The 23,733-nt window shown below is 66.5% G+C and carries 25 protein-coding genes; 16 read left to right on the top strand and 9 right to left on the bottom strand.

Features of this window, described 5'->3' with window-relative positions:
* Positions 1-64: 64 nt before the first annotated feature.
* Both EYZ64_RS23300 and EYZ64_RS23295 read right to left on the bottom strand, forming a co-directional pair.
* The gene (locus EYZ64_RS23300) at positions 65-1,282 is read right to left on the bottom strand and encodes an acyl-CoA dehydrogenase family protein (RefSeq protein ID WP_135457125.1); all 1,218 of its coding nucleotides are present in this window, start codon (positions 1,280-1,282) and stop codon (positions 65-67) included.
* Positions 1,283-1,347: 65 nt separating this feature from the next.
* Complete coding sequence (locus EYZ64_RS23295; RefSeq protein ID WP_135457123.1) at positions 1,348-1,944, bottom strand: TetR family transcriptional regulator; 597 nt, start codon at positions 1,942-1,944, stop codon at positions 1,348-1,350.
* A gap of 122 nt (positions 1,945-2,066) precedes the next feature.
* Between EYZ64_RS23295 and EYZ64_RS23290 the strand changes: the two genes are divergently transcribed.
* From EYZ64_RS23290 to EYZ64_RS23265, 6 genes are read left to right on the top strand one after another with little or no spacing between them, the layout of a single operon-like run.
* Positions 2,067-2,810 carry a hypothetical protein gene (locus EYZ64_RS23290; protein WP_135457121.1) on the top strand — a complete coding sequence of 248 codons (744 nt, stop codon included), beginning with the start codon at positions 2,067-2,069 and terminating at the stop codon, positions 2,808-2,810.
* A complete protein-coding gene (locus EYZ64_RS23285) occupies positions 2,807-3,529 on the top strand; it encodes a hypothetical protein (RefSeq protein WP_135457119.1) in 723 nt (240 codons plus the stop codon). The genes EYZ64_RS23290 and EYZ64_RS23285 overlap by 4 nt, the downstream gene beginning before the upstream one ends.
* A gap of 8 nt (positions 3,530-3,537) precedes the next feature.
* The gene (locus EYZ64_RS23280) at positions 3,538-4,134 is read left to right on the top strand and encodes a cytochrome c oxidase subunit 3 (protein ID WP_135457117.1); all 597 of its coding nucleotides are present in this window, start codon (positions 3,538-3,540) and stop codon (positions 4,132-4,134) included.
* Positions 4,135-4,136: 2 nt separating this feature from the next.
* Entirely contained in the window at positions 4,137-4,403 is a 267-nt protein-coding gene (locus EYZ64_RS23275) for a cytochrome C oxidase subunit IV family protein (RefSeq protein ID WP_135457115.1), read from the top strand.
* A gap of 25 nt (positions 4,404-4,428) precedes the next feature.
* Entirely contained in the window at positions 4,429-5,697 is a 1,269-nt protein-coding gene (locus EYZ64_RS23270) for an alpha/beta fold hydrolase (protein ID WP_135457113.1), read from the top strand.
* The gene (locus EYZ64_RS23265; RefSeq protein ID WP_135457110.1) at positions 5,681-5,962 is read left to right on the top strand and encodes a hypothetical protein; all 282 of its coding nucleotides are present in this window, start codon (positions 5,681-5,683) and stop codon (positions 5,960-5,962) included. The genes EYZ64_RS23270 and EYZ64_RS23265 overlap by 17 nt, the downstream gene beginning before the upstream one ends.
* 25 nt (positions 5,963-5,987) lie before the next feature.
* Here the strand turns inward: EYZ64_RS23265 and EYZ64_RS23260 are convergent, their stop codons facing one another.
* Together EYZ64_RS23260 and EYZ64_RS23255 are read right to left on the bottom strand one after the other, a co-directional pair.
* Positions 5,988-6,497, bottom strand: coding sequence for a hypothetical protein (locus EYZ64_RS23260; protein ID WP_135457108.1), 510 nt, complete (start codon positions 6,495-6,497; stop codon positions 5,988-5,990).
* A gap of 8 nt (positions 6,498-6,505) precedes the next feature.
* Positions 6,506-8,188, bottom strand: coding sequence for an ABC transporter family substrate-binding protein (locus EYZ64_RS23255; protein ID WP_210115558.1), 1,683 nt, complete (start codon positions 8,186-8,188; stop codon positions 6,506-6,508).
* A gap of 124 nt (positions 8,189-8,312) precedes the next feature.
* Between EYZ64_RS23255 and EYZ64_RS23250 the strand changes: the two genes are divergently transcribed.
* Complete coding sequence (locus EYZ64_RS23250) at positions 8,313-9,641, top strand: DoxX family protein (protein WP_286175104.1); 1,329 nt, start codon at positions 8,313-8,315, stop codon at positions 9,639-9,641.
* 2 nt (positions 9,642-9,643) lie between these two features.
* Here the strand turns inward: EYZ64_RS23250 and EYZ64_RS23245 are convergent, their stop codons facing one another.
* From EYZ64_RS23245 to EYZ64_RS23235, 3 genes are read right to left on the bottom strand one after another with little or no spacing between them, the layout of a single operon-like run.
* Complete coding sequence (locus tag EYZ64_RS23245; RefSeq protein WP_135457104.1) at positions 9,644-11,488, bottom strand: ABC transporter ATP-binding protein; 1,845 nt, start codon at positions 11,486-11,488, stop codon at positions 9,644-9,646.
* Positions 11,485-12,423: an ABC transporter permease gene (locus EYZ64_RS23240; RefSeq protein WP_135457102.1), complete on the bottom strand. Its 939-nt coding sequence runs from the start codon at positions 12,421-12,423 to the stop codon at positions 11,485-11,487. Before EYZ64_RS23240 ends, EYZ64_RS23245 begins: the two co-directional genes overlap by 4 nt.
* Positions 12,420-13,397, bottom strand: coding sequence for an ABC transporter permease (locus EYZ64_RS23235; RefSeq protein WP_135457100.1), 978 nt, complete (start codon positions 13,395-13,397; stop codon positions 12,420-12,422). Before EYZ64_RS23235 ends, EYZ64_RS23240 begins: the two co-directional genes overlap by 4 nt.
* Positions 13,398-13,559: 162 nt before the next feature.
* Here EYZ64_RS23235 and EYZ64_RS23230 point away from each other — a divergent pair, with 162 nt between their 5' ends.
* From EYZ64_RS23230 to EYZ64_RS23220, 3 genes are all read left to right on the top strand, one after another.
* Positions 13,560-13,817 carry a hypothetical protein gene (locus EYZ64_RS23230; RefSeq protein ID WP_135457098.1) on the top strand — a complete coding sequence of 86 codons (258 nt, stop codon included), beginning with the start codon at positions 13,560-13,562 and terminating at the stop codon, positions 13,815-13,817.
* A 74-nt stretch (positions 13,818-13,891) separates the two neighbouring features.
* Complete coding sequence (locus EYZ64_RS23225) at positions 13,892-14,152, top strand: hypothetical protein (RefSeq protein ID WP_135457096.1); 261 nt, start codon at positions 13,892-13,894, stop codon at positions 14,150-14,152.
* Between the two features lie 76 nt (positions 14,153-14,228).
* Positions 14,229-14,465: a hypothetical protein gene (locus EYZ64_RS23220; protein ID WP_135457093.1), complete on the top strand. Its 237-nt coding sequence runs from the start codon at positions 14,229-14,231 to the stop codon at positions 14,463-14,465.
* Here the strand turns inward: EYZ64_RS23220 and EYZ64_RS23215 are convergent.
* Positions 14,462-14,893, bottom strand: coding sequence for a hypothetical protein (locus tag EYZ64_RS23215; RefSeq protein WP_135457092.1), 432 nt, complete (start codon positions 14,891-14,893; stop codon positions 14,462-14,464). The two genes, EYZ64_RS23220 and EYZ64_RS23215, sit on opposite strands and share 4 nt — an antisense overlap.
* Positions 14,894-15,071: 178 nt before the next feature.
* Between EYZ64_RS23215 and EYZ64_RS23210 the strand changes: the two genes are divergently transcribed.
* From EYZ64_RS23210 to EYZ64_RS23185, 6 genes are all read left to right on the top strand, one after another.
* Positions 15,072-15,776, top strand: coding sequence for a response regulator transcription factor (locus EYZ64_RS23210; protein WP_135460199.1), 705 nt, complete (start codon positions 15,072-15,074; stop codon positions 15,774-15,776).
* A complete protein-coding gene (locus EYZ64_RS23205) occupies positions 15,754-17,361 on the top strand; it encodes a sensor histidine kinase (RefSeq protein WP_135457090.1) in 1,608 nt (535 codons plus the stop codon). Before EYZ64_RS23210 ends, EYZ64_RS23205 begins: the two co-directional genes overlap by 23 nt.
* Positions 17,362-17,491: 130 nt before the next feature.
* Positions 17,492-19,264 carry a glycosyltransferase family 39 protein gene (locus EYZ64_RS23200; protein ID WP_286175323.1) on the top strand — a complete coding sequence of 591 codons (1,773 nt, stop codon included), beginning with the start codon at positions 17,492-17,494 and terminating at the stop codon, positions 19,262-19,264.
* 55 nt (positions 19,265-19,319) lie between these two features.
* Positions 19,320-20,606, top strand: coding sequence for a bifunctional glycosyltransferase family 2/GtrA family protein (locus EYZ64_RS23195; RefSeq protein ID WP_135457085.1), 1,287 nt, complete (start codon positions 19,320-19,322; stop codon positions 20,604-20,606).
* Complete coding sequence (locus tag EYZ64_RS23190) at positions 20,603-22,543, top strand: ArnT family glycosyltransferase (RefSeq protein WP_135457083.1); 1,941 nt, start codon at positions 20,603-20,605, stop codon at positions 22,541-22,543. Before EYZ64_RS23195 ends, EYZ64_RS23190 begins: the two co-directional genes overlap by 4 nt.
* Positions 22,544-22,676: 133 nt before the next feature.
* A complete protein-coding gene (locus tag EYZ64_RS23185) occupies positions 22,677-23,168 on the top strand; it encodes a beta-class carbonic anhydrase (RefSeq protein WP_135457081.1) in 492 nt (163 codons plus the stop codon).
* 124 nt (positions 23,169-23,292) lie between these two features.
* Here the strand turns inward: EYZ64_RS23185 and EYZ64_RS23180 are convergent, their stop codons facing one another.
* Positions 23,293-23,706 carry a PaaI family thioesterase gene (locus EYZ64_RS23180; protein ID WP_135457079.1) on the bottom strand — a complete coding sequence of 138 codons (414 nt, stop codon included), beginning with the start codon at positions 23,704-23,706 and terminating at the stop codon, positions 23,293-23,295.
* Positions 23,707-23,733 lie beyond the last annotated feature (27 nt).

Genomic DNA, 23,733 nt, shown 5'->3' with positions numbered 1-23,733 from the left:
TGGCGGCCACGACCCAGACGTAGGAAATGAAGCGGACCCTAAGTCTGGGACGTCACTCCCGCACTCAGAAGTAGGCGTTGGCCGGAACGGGCGTGCCGTGCAACAGGTTCTGGCCGATCACCCGTGCCTTGTAGGCCACCGGGTTGTGCAACGTGATCGTGCGGATGTTGCGCCAGTGCCGGTCCAGGTTGCGCTGCCGGGAGGCGGCACTGGCCCCTCCGAGTTCCAGCAGTCGGGTGGCGGCTTCGGGGGCGACGTCGTCGAGGTGGACTTTGACCTTGGCGACTTTGAGCTGCGCTTCCGCGGCGAGGCGAGTATCGGGAACCCCGTCGACCGCGGAATCGGTCGCGGCTCCGATCGCCGCGGCTGCATCAAGGACCGCGGCCCGCGCCACATAGGCCGTACTGGCGAGAACCCCGAGCTGGCGTTGCAGCAGGGGATCGTCGGTCGGCCGCTCGGTGACGGCATGGCTGAAGTTGCGTTCGCGGGAGCGCAGTAGCGTCACACCGTCGTCGACGACATTGGCCAGGATGCCGGCGACCACCGCATGGATGAACAACTGGAGCGAGGCGTATTGCACGGTCGGCACCGGTTCGGCGTCATACGGTGTGTCGGTGAGTATCTCGTCGGCGGCGACGGCGACGTCGGTGAATGTCGTGGTACCCGTCCCGGTGCGGCGCTGACCGAATCCGTCCCAATCGTCGACGAGCCGCACTCCTTCCCGGTCGGTGGGTACCAGGACGTTGGCCACCGAGTCGTGGTCGGTGGTTGCGGTGACAGTCAGATAGTCCGAGAACAAGGTGCCGGTGCTGTAGTACTTCTCGCCGGTCAGCCGGAACCCCGACCCGGCTGGATCGGCCAGCAGCCGGGTGTTGAACACCAGGCTGCCCACGGCCAGGGAACCCTTCTCGCTGAACGCGTTACCGAAGATCTTTCCCTCGGCGATCTTGCCCAGCCAGCGCTTGGACACCGGATCGTCGGCACTGCGCAGCCGCTCCTCGGTGAACCAGAAGTGGGTCCGGAAGATGTGGGCCACGACGGGATCGGCCTTGGCCACGTCAATCACCGCGGAGAACAGCTGCGGCACAGTGAATCCGGCACCACCGAGGGACTCGGGCAGGCGCAGGGTGCCGAACCCGGCGCGCTTGAGCGCGGCGACCTGATCGAAGGGATTCTCGTCGTTGAGGTCGCGGTCCTTGGCGCCCGCGGCGATCGAGGCCAGCAGGTCATCCCACTCCGGCGTACCGGGCAAAACACGGGTCACGTTCTCGACGGTCGTCATGGCACCGTTGTATCCGCATCGCCTATGGGTGGGCACGCGTTTGGATCAGCCCGAACCTAAGCCACCTAGACCGCCCGCAGGCCATACACATACGTGGTCAGGTACTCGGCGATCACCGGGGCCCGGACTTCGGCCGCGTCCGGGATGGTGATCAGCAGCGCGTACAACCCGACCAGAAATGACACGCCGTTGTGCATCACGTCCACGTCGGCAGGGATCTCATTGCGTTCCTGCGCCCGCTGCAACTCCTCGACCACAGCGACGATCACGGGATGACCGGCCCACTCCTCGGACGGTGGCCGGGTGGTGGAAAAGTGCAGGGCCAGAAAATCTTTGAACAAACGGAGACCAAGGCGCCGTTCGAGTTTCTCCAGCATGCGGACGGATTCGGCCAGGGTGGCCCGCACATCGTGCGGTGTGGCGAAGAACCGGGTGAGTTCGGTGGCCATGCGGACCTGCTCGCGTTGTTCCAGCTCCACCAGGATGTGTTCCTTGGTGGGGAAGTGGAAGAAAAAGGTGCCGTGGGCGACACCGGCGGCCGACGCGATCGCAGCGGTATCGGCCGCCGCCATGCCGTCGCGTTTGAACTCGGAGATCGCGGCCCCCAGCAGCCGTTCCCGCGTCTGGAGGCCTTTGCGGCTGCGTGGTGGTCCAGTGCGCACGGCCCGATGCTACGACACCGACAAACTGACTGCGCTCAGTATTGACTCTTTCAATTCGTGCCTGCTGCCGTTACGGTTTCGACAACAAGTGGTTCTGACTCAAGTCAGTTTTGGAGGTTGGCGTGCAGATCCTGGAGCAGGTTCAAGACCTGCCTGAAGCCGGGAACATCAAGGCCCAGTGGGTGAGCCTGTGGACCGGGCCGGTTGTCGGCGCAGTGCTGCTGGTGGCGCTGCTGGCGTTCCCCGGCTTCTGGCCGCCGATGTCGCCGACCTGGAACGCACAACAGGTCGCCGAGTTCTACGCCGATCACAACGCCTGGATCCGATTCAGCCAGGTGACGTTCAACCTGTGCGGGATCCTGATCCTGCCGTTCTTCATGGTGATCGTCGTCCAGATGAAGCGTATGAAGACCCAGAGCCATGTGTTCGCGTACTGCTACCTCACCGCGGCGGTCAGCGGCGCCACGATCTTCGCGCTGTCCAACGTGTTCTTCCTGGTGGCCGCGTTCCGTCCGGACCGCAACCCCGAGCTGATCCTGCTGCTCAACGACCTGGCCTGGATCGTGTTCGTCGCGCCGGTGGGCATGGTGGTGTCGCAGTTCGCGCTGCTGGCAGTCGCGGTCTACTTCGACAACGGGCCCGACCCGGTGTTCCCCCGATGGGTAGGGCATTACTCGCTGGCCACCGCAGTGGCCATGATCCCGGCGGCGGGCGCGGCGGTGTTCCACACCGGGCCGCTGGCCTGGGACGGCGTGCTGGCCTTCTGGTTGCGCAACGGTGCCTTCGCGGTCTTCGTCGTCGTGATGTTCTTCGTACTGCGTCGCGCGGTGCTCAACCAGGCCGTCAACGAGGGCGTCGTGGCATGACCCTGGTGACCGCCGCATCCCCGGGCAAGCCCGATGTGCGGTTGATGACCTGGTTCTTCCCGATCTGGTACGGAGCTTTCGGCGTCATCATCTGCATCCTCACCCGGGTGACACCGCCACCGCGGCCCGATGTCACCGCGGCCGACAAGGTGGCGTTCTTCACCGAACACGGTCTGACCATCAAGATCGGCTTCTGCCTGCTGCTGATCCTGCTGGGCGGTGCGGCGATGACCAACGGACTGGTCGCCTATCAGATCAAACGGATGTCGGTGGGGTCGGTGTTCGCCTACGGCTACATCGGCGGCATGGGCGTCGGCGCGCTGCCCGGGTTTCTGTTGGTGTCGGTGTGCTTTCTGACCGCGGCCTTCCGGCCCGACCGTGACCCGGAACTGATCAGCTTGCTGTATGACCTCGGAATGCTTTCGTACAACGGCTCATTGGGCTGTTTCACGGCTGCCTACCTGGTGTTGGCGATCGCCATCCTCTACGACAAGAACAACGTGTTCCCGGCCTGGTTCGCGTACGTGACCATCTGGCAGATCATCACCGAGGTCATCGCCACCCAGATGTTCGTCTTTTCGTCGGGACCGTTCGCATGGAATGGCTCGATCGCGTTCTGGTGGGCAGTGGTGGTGTTCTCGGTCTGGCTTTCGGCACTGATCGTGCTGTTGCGGCAGGCCGCGATGCGTGAGGGCGCGGAAGAGTCGGGACTGGAATGAGTGACGCGATGACGAGTAATCCCATTCTGGCGCAATCTGACTCGCAACGCCGAGCCACGTCCGGACATCTGCCGGGCGACGGCCACATGTGGGTGATGGTGCTCGGTGATCTGGTCATCTTCGGTGGCTACTTCATCGTCTTCATGATCTACCGGACCATGCATCCGGACGAATTCCTCCGTGCTCAACAGCATCTCGACATAACCATCGGGGTCGTCAACACGGTGATCCTGCTGACCAGTTCCTGGTTGGTGGCCCGAGCCGTGCTGGCCGCCCGGGCCGGTCGCCCCGAGTCCGCGATCCGGCTCACCTATGCCGGCGGTGTCGGCGGCGTGATGTTCATGGCCTGCAAGGGTTATGAATGGGTGGTCAAGATCCGGGCCGGCCACACCAACTCCGAGATGTTCTACTCGTTCTATTACGTGCTGACGGGTGTGCACCTGATCCACGTGCTGATCGGGCTCATCGTGTTGGGTGTGATCGTGCGGGAATTGCGCAATCCGGCCCGCCGTCGGACATCGGTGGTGGAGGCGGGCGCGGTCTACTGGCACATGGTCGACCTGCTCTGGGTGATCATCTTCGGCCTGCTGTACGTGGTGAGGTGATCATGACCGACAAGGCCGTGACTCAGACGTGGCTACTGCTGGTCGCCATCACCGTCGGATCCTGGTGGCTGGCGCCGGCCCAGTACTCGGATGCCCTCCGAGCCAGTGTGCCGATCACCGCGCTGGTGCTCGCGCTGACGCTGATCAAGTCTCGGTTGATCATCCGGCAGTTCATGGAGGTCCGGACCGCGCCGACGTGGCTCAAGCTCGCCACCGACGGGTGGCTGGTGGTGCTGTTCGGGGCGATCTTCGCCATCTATCTGATCTGAACGTTGCGCGGCACAATGGAGCGCAATGACGATGAACGCCAAGCGCAGGCGGGTGCACGACAAACTGGCTGCGCTACCGGGGGCGCGGGCGGTGCGACGCCCGGTCAGTCCGGGTTCCGACGAGCAGTTCGACCTGTTCTACGTACGGGCCGGGCGCAAATCGGCGCACCCGGTGGTGATCATCCCGGGTGGTCCCGGCGTCGCATCGATCCAGCCCTACCGCGCTCTGCGCAGGCGCGCGGCCGCGGCCGGATTCGACGTGATCATGATCGAGCACCGGGGCATCGGGATGTCGCGGCATACCGATGGGGGTGCGGATCTGCCTCCGGCGGCCATCACCGTCGAGCAGGTGGTGGATGACATCGCCGCGGTGCTCGACGACGCCGGTGTGCACGAGGCGGTGCTCTACGGCACGTCGTACGGCAGCTACATCGCCGCGGGGTTCGGGGTGCGGCATCCCGACCGGATCGCGGCGATGGTGCTCGACTCTCCGCTGCTGTCCACCGCCGATATCGAAGTCATGCGCAGTGCCATTCGCGGGCTGCTGTGGGAGGGCACAGACCCGGAGACCGCCGGCCTGGCGCCCAAGGTGCGCCGCCTGGTGGCCGATGGGGCGTTGGCCACCAGAGGGGGAGAGCTGGCCGGCCTGCTCTATGGGTTGGGCGGTGCCGCACTGCTGGACCGCCAACTCGATCTGCTGCTGCGCGGGCGCACGCTGGTGTGGTCGGGTCTGGCCCGGCTGAGCCGGCTCTCGACGCGAAAAGCGCCGTACCGCAACGAGGTAGATCTTGTCGGGCGGATCGCGTTTCGCGAGTTGAACTACGCCGGCGTGCCCGACGGCCTGCCGCTGGACCCGGCTCTGGAGATGGCCGACATGATCGGCAGCGCGAAGTTCTACGAACCGTTCGAAGCCGAGCCCTTCGACTTGCTCGCCGAGCTGCCGGAGTTCCACTGGCCCACCGTCGTGCTGTCCGGTGGCCGGGATCTGACCACTCCGCCGGCTGTGGCCGAGCGGATCGCGGCACTGGTCCCCGAATCCGTGTTGGTTCGGATGCCGACGGTGGTGCACAGTGTCGTCGACACCCGCGAGCGTGCTGCGTTCGCGGTGATCCGTGCGGTGCGCGACGGTGTGGCCGAACAACTTTCGGCCACCGCCGCCGAGCTGGACGCCCTGCCTGCGCGTCCCGTGATCCGGGTGGCGGTGTCTGCGATCGCGGTGGCCACTGTCGTGGAGACGGCGCTGCCCACTGCTCTGTCACCGGGACGTCATCCCGGCGATGAGGGAACACGATGAGCGCGAAGCGCTTCGAGACGACGCACGTCAGCCGCATTGGTTCTCGCTCGGGGTCGATACGACCACCGGCGGCCATTATCTGTCGATACCGGTGAGCCTCCAGATCGTCGATTACGCGGAGTTTGACGCGATCGACGACGCCGAGTATCGGGCATTTGCCGCCGACCCTGCCTCGGCGATCCCGTTGGCGGACGGGTGCCGGCGCCGTGAGTGCGACGACCGTCTGATCGTGCCGCCGCCGCCCAACCGCGGATCGGCGATCTGAATTCGGCTTGTCCGACTCGGCAACCTCAGTCGTCCGAGGCGATGATGACGGTGGCGGCGGCGCGCTGACGGCAGACGGCGACGAACTCATGGAACCCGTTGAGGCCGACAACCCATCCATACGAGTGCTCGTTGCCCTCCCTCGGCACGCTGAGCCGATAGATCTCATCGGCGGTGCTCAGGATCGGTGATGTCCATGCCATCACCAACTCACGCGACAGCAGGAACTCTGAGCTGACCCAGGGGCTCAGGTTGGCCGCAGGCCACGACCACAGGGACGCCACTGCCTCTGCCCGTGAACATCGCTGGAAGCCATCGGAATTCAGGGACTCGAGTCGATACGGACCATGCACGGGGTCAGGTTTCCCCGTCCACGGGGAAGCGCAGTCGTCGCCGTAGCGGGGATGGGCGAGGACACTGTTGATCACGTCTGTGCCGGACCCCGTGGCCGGGATCGCGAACGTCAGCAGGGTGCACCAGCTGTACATCCCGGGGGCCATGTGCACGGTGATGTCATCGACCAGCTCCAGGTGCACGGGCACGACTACTTGAGGAAGCCGACCTTGGTGTAATCGGTGTCGGCCAGCCCCGGGGCCCCGAAATTGGCCAGGTTGCTGCGCACCGCCACGTTGCCGGGTGATTGGAACAGCGGGAGGCTGAACACCTCGGCGAACAACATCTGGTCGAGCTCGTTGGCCAGGGCGCGCGACTTGACCGGGTCCAGTTCTTCCAGCGTCTGCTCGATCTTGGCGTCCACCTCAGGGCTGCCGATCCTGCCGAAGTTACTGGCCCCGTCCTGCGTATAGATCTGGGTCAGCGAGCTCAACGGGAAAGCGTCGCCGAGGAAAGCGAACTGGGCAATGTCGAAGTCGCCCTTGATGATGTAGTTGGTGAAAAATCCCGTGCCCGGCTTGGTGTCGAGCTTCAGGTTCACCCCGATCTGGCCGAGCATGTTCTGCGCGATCTGGGCCACCTGCCGGGTGCTGCCCGCGTCGTAGAACACGTTGCGGATGACGAGTTCCTTGCCGTCCTTCTCCCGGAACTGCCGTCCCTCAGGCACTTTCCAGCCCAGCGCGTCGAGTTCGGCCTTGGCTTTCTCGGGATCGAAGGCCACCGACGCCGCGTTGTCCTGATAACCCTGCTGGCCCGCGACGTAGATGTGGTTGTTCAGCGGCACCGGATTGTCGGTGAGACCCCGCTGGGTGATGTTGGCGATGGCCTGCCGGTCGATGCCCTTGGCGACCGCGCTGCGCAGGGCCGGATCGGCCAGGATCGAGCCGGGTGCGCCGTTGAAGGTCAGGTGGTACCAGCTGGCCGACGGCGCCCGTCGGATGCTGATGCCCGCGGTCTTGCGGGCGATGGTCAGTTCATCCAGCGACGCGGTACCGGTTGCGTCGATGGTGTTGTTCTGCAGCGCCGGGATGCGTGCGGCGTCATCGAGCACCAGGTAGGTGATGGTGTCCAACACGGGAGGGGGACCCCACCATTTCGGGTTGCGGCTCAACGTGATCCGCTGCGCGCCCCGGTCGATGTTGGACACCACGAACGGGCCCGCCGACGGCCCGGGCTGGGTGAGTTGAGCCTTGTTGAAGGCCTCGGGGGTGGCGGTCATGCTCTTGGGCAGCAGGCTGCCGTTGCCGGCGAACATGCCCTGCCAGTCGGCGTAGGGCTTGGCGAAGGTCATCACGGCCTGGCGGTCGTCCACGCCGCGGGTCACCGAGGCTACCCGCTCGAAGCCGTTGGGCGCGGCGATGACGAACGCCGGGTCCTTGCCGCTGTTGGCCTCGGTCTGGGACTTGATGTCCTCCCAGGTGATCGGGGTGCCGTCGGTCCACACCGCCTTGGGATTGATCGTGTAGGTGACAACCTGCGGGTTGGTGCCGGTCAGTTCGACATTGGTGAAGTAGTTGGTGTTCACGCTCGCCGACCCGTCGGCCGCGATCACGAAGGCGCGGGGCATCGTGGATCTGGTGAGCGCGCCGACGTCGCCGGTGTTGCCGTCGAGGTGCAGCGGGTTGAAGTTCGGCGGGAACTCGGTCAGTGCCAGGCGAAGGTTGCCGCCCTGGCGCAGGTTCGCCACATCCTGCGGATTCATGTCGTTCGTGGTGCCCACCTCGGCGTTACCCCCGGCCGACGGGGTTTCCCGCTCGCCGCCCGAACACCCGGCCAGGGCCAGTGCGGTGACCGCTGCGACGACGGCGAGGCGTCGGATCTTCAATCCGTTCATCTCGCCGATGCTAGAGGGAGCCGGGGCAATTTGGGGACAGGACCCCGAGGTGTCAGTTGGCGGTTGCTGGGTCTGCGGGGGCCGATACCGTGATGACGGGGTGTGGTTGACGGGGAGGGGCGTCGTGACAGACACAGATGCAGGCGATGTTCGCTGGCCGCTTGCGACGCGGATCGGCTTCCGGTTCGGATCCTGCTACTTCGGCCTGTTCGGCCTGGCCTGCCTGCTGGGGTTGATCCCGATCCTGCTGGCTGGGGTGGGGATCAGGCTGCCGTGGTCGTCGGTGTCGGGGCTGATCGCGACGCTGCGCCCGCCCATCGAGTGGACGGCGTCGCACATTCTGGGGCTGCGGGTCGAGAGTACGCAGGTGGGCAGCGACAGCGCCTTCCAGTGGACCGCTCTGTTTCTCATGGTGGTGGTGTCGACGGTGGCCACGCTGCTGTGGTCGGTGCTGGACCGCCGTCGCGGCGGGTATCCGCGGATGTGGGCCTGGATGTCGCTGTACTTGCGGCTCGTGCTGGCCGCCGCGATGTTCTATTTCGGGATGGCCAAGGCCATCCCGACACAGATGCCATTCGTCCTGAACCGCCTGGTCGAGCCGTTCGGCAATTTCAGCCCGCAAGGCGTGCTGTGGACGCAGGTGAGCATCTCCCAGCCGTACCAGATTGCGCTCGGCTCGGCTGAACTGCTTGCCGGTGTGCTACTGCTCATCCCGCGGGCGGTGCCGGCGGGAGCGCTCCTCTGCGCAGTCGACATGACGCAGGTCTTCCTGCTCAACATGACCTACGACATCCGACTCAAGACGGTCTCGTCGATGCTGCTGATGATGAGCCTGTTCCTGCTGGCTCCGTATGCCGCGCGGCTGGCTGCGGCGCTCTTCTCCGATCAGGCGGTCCCTGCGGCGCGTACACCGCAGCTGTTCGCCGCCCGGCGGGCCAACCGGATTGCGCTGGTGGCCCAGTTGATTCTCGGCGCGAACCTGCTCGGCGTCATCGCCGTGCAGAACTGGCGGCAATGGGCCAGACCGGTCCCGGAGTTGTACGGCATCTATCAGGTCGACGGTTTCTCCGCCGAAGGCTACCGGCGTGATCCGCTCCTGACCGATGAATTACAGTGGCGCCGAGTGATTTTCGACCGATCGTTCAGCATGGTCGATCCCGTGAGGCTGACCATCCAGCACATGGACGATTCGTTCGAGGAGTACGGCGGCACCATCGACCCGGGCCGGCATTTCATCGACCTGAACCACTACGTCGAGGTGGGTACCTTCAAGGAGACGCCGGTGCGGGTGCGCCTGACATATTGGTGGCCGGGTCCGAACCGGTTGGTCATCGACGCCGACGACTACGCCGGGCACCGCATCCACGCCTGGTGCACCAAGGTGGATCCGAATTCGTTTCCGGTGGTGGAACGTGGGTTCAGTTGGGTCCGTGAGGGCTCGTACAACAGGTGAACTCAGTCGACCGGCTTTGGTTGCGGAACCGCGGCCAGCAATTTGCGGGTATAGGCGTGCCGCGGGTTGGCGAACACCTCGTCGCCGGAGCCCTGTTCGACGACCGCCCCCTTGTGCATCACCGCGACATCGTGAGCCAGGTGCTTGACCACCGACAGATCGTGGGAGACGAACAGATAGGCCAGGCCGAACCGGTCCTGTAGGTCCAGCAGCAGGTTGATGATCCCGGCCTGGATCGAGACATCGAGAGCGGAGACCGGTTCGTCGAGTGCGATGATCTTGGGCTGCAATGCCAGGGCGCGGGCGATCCCGATGCGCTGTTTCTGCCCGCCGGAGAACTCGGCCGGATAGCGGCCCGCGTCGGTGCGTCGCAGGCCCACCAACTCGAGTAGCTCGGCCACCCGCTCGTCGATCCGCGGTTTGTCGAAACCGTTGGCGGTCAACGGCTCTGCCAACACATCCGACACCGGCAGCCGCGGGTCCAGTGAAGCCACCGGATCCTGGAACACCACTTGAAGGTCGGTGCGCAGGGCGCGGCGCGTTCGCCGGTTCAGGGTGGCCACGTCGGAGCCGAGGACTTCGATCGAACCCGACTGCGGTGCAGACAGATTCAGAATCTGGTGCAGGGTGGTGGATTTGCCCGATCCGGACTCGCCGACGATGCCGAGGGTGCGGCCGCCGCGCAGGTCGAAGCTGACGTCGTCGACGGCCCGGACCTCACCGACCTGCCTGCGCAGCACCGCCCCTTTGGTCAGTTTGTAGGTCTTGGACAGGTTGCGCACCCGCAGCACCACGTCGGCATCGGCGGGCCGGGCCTCGGGGGCGGCGGTGGTGCCGGTGCCGGTCACCTGATAGATCTCGGCGGCGCTGTGCCCGCTGACCTGGTCGGTGCGGATGCAGGCGGCGTGGTGGCCCGGCGCCAATTCGATCAGTTCGGGTTCGGCGGCGTCGCACTCGTCGATGGCCAGCGGGCAGCGCGGGGCGAAGGGGCAGCCGTGCGGCGTCGTGGTGAGCGACGGCGGCGCCCCGGGGATCGGGACCAGGCGGGTGCCCTGCGGGGCATCCAGGCGTGGCACCGAGCCGAGCAGGCCGACGGTGTAAGGCATCCGGGCCTTCTCGTACAACCGGGTCACCGGAGCGTCCTCGACAGCCCGCCCGGCATACATCACCAGGGCGCGGTCGGCGAATTCGGCCACCACCCCGAGATCGTGGGTGATGATCAGTACCCCGGCGCCGGTGACGTCGCGTGCGGTCTTGAGTACCTCGAGAATCTGGGCCTGCACCGTGACGTCGAGGGCGGTGGTGGGCTCGTCGCAGATCAGCAGATCGGGGTCGTTGGCGATGGCGATGGCGATGACCACCCGCTGGCGTTCGCCGCCGGACAACTCGTGCGGGAAGGCCCGGGCACGCTGCTCGGGTTGAGCGATGCCCACCAGCTCGAGCAGTTCGACGGCCCGGATACGGGCCGCGCGTCGGCCCAGATCGCGGTTGTGGACGGTGAGAGCCTCGGCGATCTGATCGCCCACGGTATAGACCGGCGTGAGCGCGGACATCGGGTCCTGGAACACGGTTCCGATGGTGTTACCGCGGACCTGTGACATCTGCGCGTCGGACAAGCCGACGAGCTCCTCGCCGCGCAGCCGCACCGATCCGGAGACTTCGGCGAATTCGGGCAGCAGCCCGACGACGGCCATGGCACTGGCCGATTTCCCGGCGCCGGATTCGCCGACGAGCGCGACCACCTCACCGGCGCCGACGTGAAAGTTGAGGCCCCGCACCGCGTGTACCACGTCGGTGTCGGTCGGAAAGTCCACGGTCAGGCCGGATACTTCGAGTAGTTCGCTCATCGGCGTGCCTTCTTGCGTCGCAGCCGGCCGCTTCCCGGGTCGAGTGCGTCGCGCAGGCCGTCACCGATCAGGTTGGCACACAGGATGATCAGCACCAGTACCCCGGCCGGGAACAGGAATACCCACGGGAACGTGGTGGCGGATTTGGTGCCGTCGGCGATCAGAGTGCCCAACGATACGTCGGGCGCCTGGATGCCGAATCCCAGGTAGCTCAAACCGGTTTCGGACAGGATCGCCACCCCGACATTGAGCGCGGTGTCGATGATCAGGATGGATGCCACGTTGGGCAGGATGTGCCGGACGATGATGCGCCAACTGCTGACACCCATATAGCGTGCAGCCAAAACGAATTCGCGCTCCCGCAGGCTCAGGGTCATCCCGCGCACGATGCGCGAACTGATCATCCAGCTGAACGCCGAGAGCAGCACGATCAGCCAGAACACCCGGTCGGACTGGCTCAAGCGCGGCGTGACGATCGCGATCAGGATGAAGCTGGGTACCACCAGCAGCACGTCGACGATCCACATGAGCGTGCGATCGCGCCAGCCGCCGAAGTATCCCGCCACCGATCCGACCGTGGCGGCGATGACGGTCGAGATGAACGCCACGCAGACACCGATCAGCATGGATTTCTGCATGCCGCGCAGGGTTTGGGCGAAGATGTCCTGCCCGAGTGCGTTCGTGCCGAACCAGTGGTCGACCGACGGCGGCTCTTGCAGCGCGTAGTAGTCGAGGTCCGAATAGCTGTAGGGAAGCACCGAGGGCAGCGTGTAGCAGGCCACGAACATGATCACGAGCAGTGCCAGCGAGACCACGGCGGGCCAGTTGCGCAGGAACCGCCGGAACACCAGGGTGCGCCGGGTGGCGAACTCCTCGGTGTGCAGACCGGAGCGGGCCGCGGCGGCATCACCGGTGGGGGCGGAGGTCTGGGTCATGTGACTCTCACCCTCGGGTCGAGCATCGCGTAGATGACGTCCGAGAGCAGGCCGGCGACCAGGATCACGGTGCCGGTGAACACCGTGATGGCCGCGATGATGTTGGTGTCCTGGGTGGCGATGCCCTGTACCACCCATTCGCCCATGCCGTGCCAGCCGAAGATCTTCTCGACGAACACCGCACCGGTGACCAGCCCGGCCACGCCGTACGCGAACAGGGTGGCCATCGGGATGAGTGCCGTTCGCAGCCCGTGCTTGAACAGGGCGCGACGCCGGGTCAGCCCTTTGGCCCGCGCGGTGCGGATGAAGTCCTGGCCGAGCACGTCGAGCATCGCGTTGCGCTGGTAGCGGCTGTAGCCGGCGATGGCTATCAGCGCCAGCGTGAGCGTCGGCAGCACGAGGTGCTGAAGCCGGTCGACGAACTGGTCCCAGGCGCCGCCGACGGGCACCGGCGCCGTTTCCCCCGTGTACTCGAAAATCTGGACGCCCAGTACCGAGTTCACGTTGAGCGCGGCGAGGATCAGCATGTTGGCGATCACGAACGATGGTGTGCTGATCACCAGCAGGGACACCACGGTGATGACGCGGTCCGACAGCCGGTACTGGCGGATCGCACCCCAGGCCCCGACCACCACGCCGATCACGGTGCCCGATATCGCGCCGATGACGAGCAACCGCAAGGTCACCCCGATGCGTCGCCACAACTCGTCAGCTACCGGCTGGCCGGTCACCGTGGTGCCGAAGTCGCCGCGGACCGCGTCGGCGGCCCAGTTCGCGTAGCGCAGCGGAATGGGCTGGTCGAGGCCTAGCTCAGCGGCTTTTGCGTCGATCGCGGACTGCGGTGGCCGCGGATTGCGCTGCTCGAGACTGTCGAGCGGTTTGAAGTTCAGCGACGTCAAGGTGAACGTCAGAAACGATGCCAGGGCCAGCAGCACGATGTAATTGAGCAGCCGGCGCGCCAGAAAGCGCGTCATCCGGTTCTTCCCACCCACGGCTGCATGCCAGACAGGGTAGATCAGCCGGAACCTGAATCCGGTCACCGTCGTGATGTGAGATCACGGGCGCGCCCGCACTCGGTGGGTAACTGACAGTCGAGCCACAGCCTCGGCATAGAAATCGGGAGTTCACTGAATTACATGAAGGTCAGCGGGCTCAAGAATGTGAAAGTGATCGCTGCGGTAACCGGTGGTGCGGCAGTGGTGGGGCTGGGAGTCATCGGAGCTATTTCGGACAGTGTCGGGGCCCCCGGCTCGCCGGCGCTCGCGTCCGGATCCCACATGAACGTCGGCCAGACCAGCACGGATACGACGCCTCCGACTGCACCGGCGGTTTCGATGGCCGTACCTGGGATCAGGGGCTATACGCCGCCGTCCGGGTTCGCCGTCACCCACTGATCGCCGGGCGAGGCGCCTGGTAGTGGTTTCGCCTCCGGCCGCATCGGATATATGAGGCGGCGGGAGGTGAGCGCATGGGTAGCGCGAAGGAAAACAATCAGCGAAATCTGAAATTGATCTCTGCCGGCATCGGCGCGATCGGCGGGTTAGCCACAGCGATGCTCGGAGTCGGGGTGGGCGGTGGTCTCACCGGCGCCCAGCAGCGGGTCGAACCGCCGGCCATCACCACAGGACAGACCGTCACTCCGACGACTCCGCCGACGGCTCCGGAGACATCCGAGGCCTCACCGACGGTATCGGCGACGACTCCGCCTGGGTTTGCCACTCCGCACTGATCACGGCTGATCCCGTAAGCCGGTACGCGACGCGGCCGGTTTACCTTGCCCGTGGGTCCCGGGTAGGGAGGTCTGTATGACAGGAGCCGAACGCAACAAACGGACCAACCATGCGATGGCCGGTGTGGGAGCGATCGCACTGGTAATGATGTGCGCCCTCGGCGCGATGCTGGCCGAGGCGCCGACGAGCACAGCGGTGCCTGCGGTCAATGTCGGTGAAACCGTAACGAAGACAACAGCTCCCAGTGAGTTGGAAACGTCTTTCGCGAAGCCGACGGTGAAAGCGGAACTGCCCGACGGCTACGGCAACTAGGGGAAGGGCCGACGGTTCGGGGCCTCACCGATGCTGGTGACGGTCGGCCTTTCGGTTGATGCCGGCCCGGTGCGGGTGGCCCGGACCAGGACCCGGTCGTCGACCCCGAACGGGGTCTGGGCGGAGGCCGGCAAGGTGTAGCTCTGGATGAACCCGTCGTTGCTGCGCACCGTGACCGAGGTGGCCGTCAGTTCGGTGATCGTGCCGGTTTGCGTCAGCGCCGTGGTGTAGCTGCCATCGTGGTCGGCCAGCACCGACTCGCTGTGGACGGTGGCCGGGTCGGGCCGGTCTCCCGGCCCGGGCATGCCGGGCGGTGGCCCGGGAAAGCCCGAGCTGTGGGTTTCGGTGGCGGCGTAGATCGTCGCGCCGCCGAGCCCGGCAATCGCCGCCGCAATGCCGACTGCGGCGGCCGTGTGTCGGATGCTCATGCGGTCCACGGTGCAGGCATTGTCTGTGAGTCGGCTGTGTGCGTGCTCTGCGCCGGATATGGCCTTCTTTCACAGCTGGCGCATAGACAGCGCTCAGTTCGGGCCTATCGAGCCGGCGAATACTGAACGGGTGAGCATGACGACCAATGGCACCGATTCCGAGTCCGGGCGCGCTGTCATGCGCCGCGCCGACGGCAACCCGATCCAGGTCCTGGTGGTTGACGACGAGCCCGTATTGGCCGAACTGGTGTCGATGGCGCTGCGCTATGAGGGTTGGGACATCGCCACGGCAGGAGATGGCGCGAGCGCGATCACCGCGGCCCGGGAGAACCCGCCGGATGTCGTCGTCCTCGACGTGATGCTGCCCGACATGAGCGGTCTGGACGTTCTGCGCAAACTGCGCGAGCAGATTCCCGGCCTGCCGCTGCTGCTGCTGACCGCCAAGGATTCGGTGGAGGACCGCATCGCGGGTCTCACCGCGGGCGGCGACGACTATGTCACCAAGCCTTTCAGCCTGGAGGAAGTGGTGCTGCGGTTGCGGGCACTGCTCCGGCGCACCGGGGTGACGAGCGAGGACGGCGGCGCGAAGATCATCGTCGGCGATCTCGTGCTCGACGAGGACAGTCATGAGGTGACCCGCGGCGGTGACTCGATCACATTGACTGCCACCGAGTTCGAGCTCCTGCGATTCATGATGCGCAACGCCAAGCGGGTGTTGAGCAAGGCCCAGATCCTGGACCGGGTGTGGAGTTACGACTTCGGTGGCCGGTCCAACATCGTCGAACTGTATGTGTCGTATCTGCGCAAGAAGATCGACAGCGGGCGCGATCCGATGATCCACACTCTGCGCGGTGCGGGTTATGTCCTCCGTCCCGCGCGCTGAGGTGACTGCCGGGACCGGAAGCGCCACTCGGTGGTGGTCACCGCGGACCTGGTCGCTGCGCGCCCGGCTGGTTGTCACCCAGGTGGCCCTGCTGGCCGTGGTGTGCGCCAGCATCGGGGTGGCCACAGAGTTTGCGCTGCAGCGGTTTCTGATGCACCAGCTGGACGAGCAACTCATCGAGGCCGGAAGGCGCTCGGCGGCCATCTTCGAATTGCCGCCTCCGCCACCGGGATCCCCGCCTCCGCCGGGGATGCGCGGCCACCATCGCGTGCCGTTCGATCCAGAGGAAGGGCCGGGCCCCGGATTTCTCAACGCGCCAGGGCAGGCCGCTCGCACGGTCGGTGCCGTGGTGTCGCCCCATCGGCCCGTGGATGCCGGGGTGATCACGGGTGAAGGGGAGCGGATCGAGGTGACCGCAGCCGCGGCGGCACAGCTGGCCCAGATTCCGGGAACCCGGGATCCCCAGACCGTCGACCTCGATGGGTTGGGCCGCTACCGGCTGATCGGCCTGCACCCGCGCCACGGCGGCTCGCAGATCATCGTGACCGGCCTGCCGACCGCCGTCGTCGACGACACATTGTTGTGGGTGCTGGGAATGTTCTGTCTGCTGGCGGCCATCGCATTGATCGCCGCGACGACCGCGGGCACGCTGATCATCCGGCGTCAACTCGCCCCGCTGTCACGGGTTTCGGCGGCGGCACGGAAAGTGGCCGATCTCGAACTCGATCGTGGGGAAGTGCAGTTGCCCACGCGGATCGTGCCCGTCGACCCGGCCGTCGCCCACACCGAAGTCGGTCAGCTGGGCACCTCGCTGAACCGGATGCTCGACCGCATCGCCGGCGCGCTGTCGGCCCGCCACGCCAGTGAGACCCGGGTACGCCAATTCGTCGCCGATGCCAGCCATGAGTTGAGAACGCCCCTCGCGGCGATCAGGGGTTACACCGAGCTGGCCCAGCGCAAACGCGATGACCTGCCCGCCGATGTGGCCCACGCGATGAATCGGGTGGAGTCCGAGACGACGCGGATGACGCAACTGGTCGAGGACATGCTGTTGCTGGCCCGCCTCGATGCCGGCCGGCCCCTGGAACGCGAGAGCGTGGACCTGTCCCGGCTCGTGGTCGACTCGGTCAGCGACGCGCACATCGCCGGCCCCGACCACCAGTGGGCACTCGACCTGCCCGAGGACCCGGTGATGGTCGAGGGGGATGAGGCCCGGCTGCATCAGGTACTGGCGAATCTGCTGGCCAATGCCCGGACCCACACCCCAGCGGGAACCTCGGTCACGGTTGCGCTGAAGCCCGGCAACAATGACGAGGGCGCGGTACTGCTGAGCGTCGCCGACGACGGCCCCGGTATCCCGGCGGCATTGCTGCCCGACGTATTCGAGCGGTTTGCCCGCGGCGATTCGTCGCGGTCACGACGGGAGGGCAGTACCGGGTTGGGTCTGGCGATCGTCGCCGCAGTGGTCAAGGCGCACGGTGGCACCATCGAGGTGAGCAGCACCACCGGTTCGACCGAGTTCGTGGTGCGGCTGCCTGGGACGAGCTCACAGGGCACACACAGGACGGACCAATCGGACACCTAGCGGCCGCGGCAAACATGGAGGAGTGACCCTTGTTGCCGCAGATCCCGCTGCCGAGCAGGAGACGGCAACGCCGGCTGCCTCGGGGCCCGGCCGCACGAATCCCGGCCCCTCCAGCCCTGTCGCCCGACACATCGCGCTCGCGGCGTTGTTGGCCGGCACGGCCGTGCTCTATCTGTGGAACCTGTCGAGCAGCGGGTGGGCCAACGCGTTCTACTCGGCCGCGGCGCAGGCCGGGGCCCAGGACTGGACCGCCATGCTGTTCGGGTCCAGCGATGCGGGCAATGCCATCACCGTCGACAAGACACCCGCGGCGTTGTGGATCATCGACCTCTCGGTGCGCCTGTTCGGACTGAACTCGTGGAGTGTTCTCGCGCCGCAGGCGTTGATGGGTGTCGGAGCGGTCGCGATGCTCTACGCCGCGGTGCGCCGGGCCGCCGGCCCGTGGGCCGGTCTGCTGGCCGGTACGGTGCTGGCGCTGACGCCGGTGGCCGCATTGATCTTCCGGTTCAACAACCCCGACGCACTGCTGGTGCTGCTGCTCGTCACGGCGGCCTACTGCGTGCAGCGCGGGATCGAAAAGGATGCCAGCCGTTGGTGGTTCGTGGGCGCCGGGGTCGCGGTCGGCTTCGGGTTCCTCGCCAAGATGTTGCAGGCGTTCCTGGTGCTGCCGGCCGTTTCCGCCGCGGCGCTGATCGCCGGAGACCGCCCACTGGGCCGGCGGGTGCTCGATGTCGTCGCCGCCGGTGTCGCCATGGTCCTCAGCGGTGGTTGGTATCTGGTGTTGGTGGAGCTGTGGCCGTCCTCGGCACGGCCCTATATCGGTGGTTCGCAGAATGACAGCATCGTCGAATTGGCCCTGGGCTATAACGGTTTGGGACGACTGACCGGGGACGAGACGGGCGGCCTTGGAAACCTCAACTTCGATGTCGGGCCGGGCCGGTTGTTCGGATCCCAGATGGGCGCCGACATCGCCTGGCTGCTGCCCGCCGCCCTGATCTGCCTGGTGGCCGGGCTCTACCTGACCCGCCGCGCGGCCCGCACCGATCCGACCCGTGCCGCTCTGATCCTGTGGGGCGGTTGGCTGTTGGTCACCGCGGTGGTGTTCAGCTTCATGAACGGCATCGTGCACCCCTACTACACCGTCGCACTCGCCCCTGCGATCGGCGCGGTGACCGGGATCGGCGCCACGCTGCTGTGGCGGCACCGCGCCGATATCCGTGCCGCCACAGCGATGTCGGGTGCGGTTCTCGTGACCGCGATCCTGACGGCGGTACTGCTGGCCCGCCACGACGATCCGTATCCGTGGCTGCGGGCCGCGGTGGCAGTCGGCGGAGTGGGGGCGGCGGTACTTCTGCTCATGGTGGGACGGCTGGATCGCCCGATGGTGCGGGTGACCGCGGCGCTGGCCGTCGGGGCCTGTCTGGCCGGTCCGGCCGCATACTCGATCGCCACCGCGGCAAGTCCGCACAACGGGGCGATACCGTCCGTCGGGCCGTCGCGCGGCGGCGGTTTCGGCGGACTGTTCGCCGCACCGGAACCCGGTCCGACTCTGACCGCGACGCTGGCCGCCGATGCCGACCGCTACACCTGGGCGGCAGCAGTGGTGGGTTCGTCCAATGCCGCTGGATACCAATTGGCCACTCGTGCACCGGTAATGGCCGTCGGCGGTTTCAACGGCACCGATCCCGCGCCGACGCTTCAGGAGTTCCGACAGCTGGTCGACGACGGCGCGATCCACTACTTCATCCGCTCCCACATCATGGCGGGCGGATTCGGCGGACATATGCCGAGCGGCAGCCAGGCGTCCACCGAGATCGCGGAATGGGTACAGGCCCACTACAACCCGGTCGCCGTCGACGACGTGACCATCTACGACCTGACACAGCGTGCGACGAACACATAGCAGGCGCATAGCTTCGCCCCACCCAGATCACAAGCCGCCGGAGAACGATGAAGTCATGACAACCTTGGTCCAAGACCCCGAGCAGCGGTTCCAATTCGCGTCACGGCCCAACGCCGCACTGGCCGCCCGGGAGGCCGGGGTTCCAGTGCTCGACATTGTCGTGCCGGTGTACAACGAGCAGGCGGCGCTTGCCCATTCGGTACGGCGGCTGCACCGCTACCTCGAAGAGAACTTCGCCGTGCCCGTCCGCATCACCATCGCCGACAATGCCAGCACGGACGACACCCCGCGTATCGCCGCCGAACTCGCCTCCGTACTCGACGGTGTGCGGGTGGTGCGACTGGAGGAGAAGGGGCGCGGACGCGCACTGCGCGCCGTGTGGTCAACCTCGGACGCACCGGTGCTGGCCTACATGGACGTCGACCTGTCCACCGATCTGGCCGCGCTCGCGCCGTTGGTGGCGCCGCTGATCTCCGGTCACTCCGACCTGGCCATCGGCACCCGGCTGGGTCGCGGCTCACGGGTGGTCCGCGGAGCCAAGCGCGAGTTCATCTCGCGCTGCTACAACCTGATCCTGAAATCAACTCTGGCAGCTCGGTTCTCCGATGCCCAGTGCGGATTCAAGGCGATCCGGGCCGATGTTGCCCACCGGCTGTTGCCGTATGTCGCCGATACCGGGTGGTTCTTCGACACCGAGCTGCTGGTGCTGGCCGAGCGCAGTGGCCTGCGTATCCACGAGGTGCCGGTGGACTGGGTGGACGATCCGGACAGCCGGGTCGACATCGTCGCCACCGCCACCGCAGACCTCAAGGGCATCGGCCGGTTGCTACGCGGATTCGCCAACGGCTCGATCCCGGTGAACACCATCGCCGCGCAGCTGGGATCGTCGCGGAAATCGGGTGCCCCCCAATCCCTGCTGCGCCAGGCGGTGCGCTTCGGCGCCGTCGGCGTGGTGTCCACGCTGGCCTATCTGCTGCTGTTCACGGCGCTGCGGGCCGGCGTCGGCGCCCAGGCCGCCAATCTGGTGGCCCTGCTGGTGACCGCGATCGGAAACACCGCCGCCAACCGCCGTTTCACGTTCGGTATCGCCGGCGCCGGCAACATCACCCGCCATCATCTTGAGGGGTTGACGGTGTTCGCGATCGCGCTGACGATCACCAGCGGATCCTTGGGACTCCTGCACTTCGTGGCGCCCGTGCCGCACCGCGGCGTCGAACTTGCAGTGTTGGTGGCAGCCAACCTGTTGGCCACCGTGGTGCGCTTCGTACTGTTGCGGGGGTGGGTATTCCATCCCTCGCGGACGCGGCGTGCCGCCGGGTCGAACCGAGAGACAGGGCTATGACGACCATCGTTGACACGGCACCGGCTTCCGCGGAAGCGACCGCGGAATCTCCGAAGGCTCTCACCCCGCGCTGGGTTCGCCCCTCTTACTGGGCTCTGCTGGCCGGCACCGCGGTGCTCTACCTGTGGGGCCTGGGATCGTCGGGATGGGCCAACAGCTACTACGCAGCCGCGGCCCAGGCCGGCACCCAGTCCTGGAAGGCCTGGCTGTTCGGGTCATTGGACGCCGGGAACGCCATCACGGTGGACAAGCCGCCGGCCGCGATGTGGGCAATGGGGTTGTCAGGCCGGCTGTTCGGCTTCAACGAGTTCACCATGCTGCTGCCACAGGCACTGATGGGCATCGGTGCGGTGGCACTGCTCTACGCCACCGTGCGGCGGACCAGCGGTCCGGGCGCCGCGCTGATCGCCGGGGCGGCGCTGGCGTTGACGCCGGTGGCGGCCTCGATGTTCCGCTACAACAATCCCGATGCGCTCCTGGTACTGCTTCTGGTGCTCGCCGCCTACTTCATGGTGCGCGCGGTCGGCCCGGTATCGGCCAGGGCCAGCGCCGGGTGGGTGGCACTGGCAGGATGTGCGCTCGGTTTCGCCTTCCTGACCAAGATGCTGCAGGCGTTCCTGGTCGTGCCGGGCCTGGCGTTGATGTTCCTGGTGGCCGCACCCGCGGTCGGTATCTGGAAACGATTGGGCACCTTGCTGATCGGCGCGGCGACGATGGTCATCTCGTCCGGTTGGTACATCGCCCTGGTGGCATTGTGGCCGGCCGACTCCCGGCCCTACATCGCCGGTTCGACCGACAACAGCCTGCTGCAACTGGCATTCGGCTACAACGGCCTGCAACGCATCATGGGGCAGGAGGGCCCGGGGCCCGGCCACGGCCCGGGCGGCCCCGGACCCGGTCAGGGACCCGGCAGCGGCGCAAATCTGATGTTCGGCGGCGATCCGGGCATCGGCCGGATGTTCGGAATGTCCATGGGTACCGAGGCATCGTGGTTGTTGCCCGCCGCGCTGATCGGCCTGGTCGCCGTACTGTGGCTGACGCGGCGCACCGCGCGGACCGCCGGGCTGCGGGCCGGCCTGCTGATGTGGGGCGGCTGGCTCCTGGTCACCGCCGTGGTGTTCAGCTTCATGGACGGGATCATCCACCCTTACTACACCGTGGCGCTGGCGCCTGCCGTGGCCGCGGTCGTGGGCATATCGGTCGCCGAATTGTGGCGGGTTCGTGCACGGCTGGCTTCGCGGCTGGTACTGGCGGTCATGCTGGCCGGCACCGGGGTGTGGGCGTTCGTCCTGCTCGACCGGACCCCCGACTGGCTACCGGCGCTGCGCTGGATCGTGCTGGTCGGCTCGGTGCTCATCGCGGTGGTCCTGGCTGTCGTCGCCCACCGTCCCGGCAGGCTGACCGCGGTGGTGGCCTTGGCCGCCATGATGTTCGGCTTCGGTGCGACCGCGGCCTACACCGTGGAGACGGTGGCTGCGGGTCACAGTGGTGGACCGATCGCGATGTCGGGTCCCGAGCGGGACTCCGGGTTCGGCGGTCCAGGTGGACCGGGCGGCCCGCCGCCGGGCTTCGGGCGCGCCGATGATCCGGCCCTGGCCGAGCTCATCTCGGGCGCCGAAGGGCGTTGGGCCGCAGCGAGTGTGGGTTCGATGATGGTCAGCGACCTCGAGCTCAGGACGGGGGAGTCGCTGATGGCAATCGGCGGGTTCACCGGCAGCGACAATTCGCCGACACTTGCGCAGTTCCAGCAGTACGTCGCAGACGGTCAGGTCCGGTACTTCCTGGATCGGCCCGAGGGCGGTCGCGGTGGGCCTGCAGGGCCGCCGCGCGAAGAGCACGGGAGTGCCGCAGAGATCACCGACTGGGTGAAGGCGCACTTCACCAAGACCCTGGTCGGCGACACTCCGGTGTACGACCTGTCGTCGCCACGTCCCTGACGTCCCGACTGCGGCGGCCGTCCTGCACCCCCCGGCAGGACGGCCGTCGCTCGTTCCACGCAGCGGGCACCCCATCGACTCAGCCTGATTCTGCGGCTAGCCGTGCCGCCCATTGCGGGGTTAGCGTCGAAATATGTCTGTCACCGATCAGTACCTGGCCAACAACGAGGTCTATGCCGCGACCTTCACCGGGCCGTTGCCGCTGCCGCCGAGCAAGCACGTCGCGGTGGTGGCGTGCATGGATGCCAGGCTGAACGTGTATCGGATCCTCGGTCTGGGTGACGGCGAGGCACACGTCATCCGCAATGCCGGCGGTGTCATCACCGATGACGAGATCCGGTCGCTGGCCATCAGTCAGCGGCTTCTGGGGACCAAGGAGATCATCCTGATCCACCACACCGATTGCGGCATGCTGACTTTCACTGATGACGGTTTCAAACAGCAGATCCAGGACGACACCGGTATCAAGCCGAACTGGGCGGCTGAGTCATTCGTCGACCTCGAAGAGGACGTGCGTCAGTCATTGCGGCGGATCGAGGCCAGCCCGTTCGTCACCAAGCATGAGTCGTTGCGCGGCTTCGTCTTCGACGTCGCCACCGGCAAGCTCAACGAGGTCACGCTGTGAGGATGCCTCGTCAGTGCGTCGCGCAGGGCTGAAGCTGGCGTTGGTAGCGCTACGGCGGGAATCCGGCCGTTTTTTCGCCACAGCGCTACGAACGCGAACGTCGCACCTGATTTTCGCGGCAGGCTCACCCAACCTTGTACGTCGCGATGGCCTTGGCCACCGCCTCGCCGTCGGGCGTGACGATATCGATGTCGCAGTTCACCAGGGACCTGCCCTGGCGCAGCACGCGCCCGAGGCCGATCAGATCGGTCGCCCGCGCCGGCGCCAGATAGCTGATGGTCATCGAGACCGTCACTCCGCGAAGCGAATCCGGAACCTCGGCCTGAGCCCAGGCCGCGGCCATCACCGTCACGTCGGCCAACGCCGCGATCGCACCGCCGTGCACCATGTCGGCGATCGTGATGTTCGAAGGATCCCACGGCAACCGCAGCCGGACCTCGGGGCCCTCCAGCGTTTCGGCAACGATCCCGAGCTTGGTCACGAAAGGCGACTGGGGCAGGAAATCCGCCATCACGGCCGGGCCGGTCTGGATACTCATGGCCGCCAGTGTGTGCCGACGGCGGTC

Origin of the sequence: Mycobacterium sp. DL99, assembly GCF_004762045.1 — a bacterium.
Taxonomy (GTDB): domain Bacteria; phylum Actinomycetota; class Actinomycetes; order Mycobacteriales; family Mycobacteriaceae; genus Mycobacterium.
This window is presented reverse-complemented; position numbering and strand designations above follow the sequence as displayed.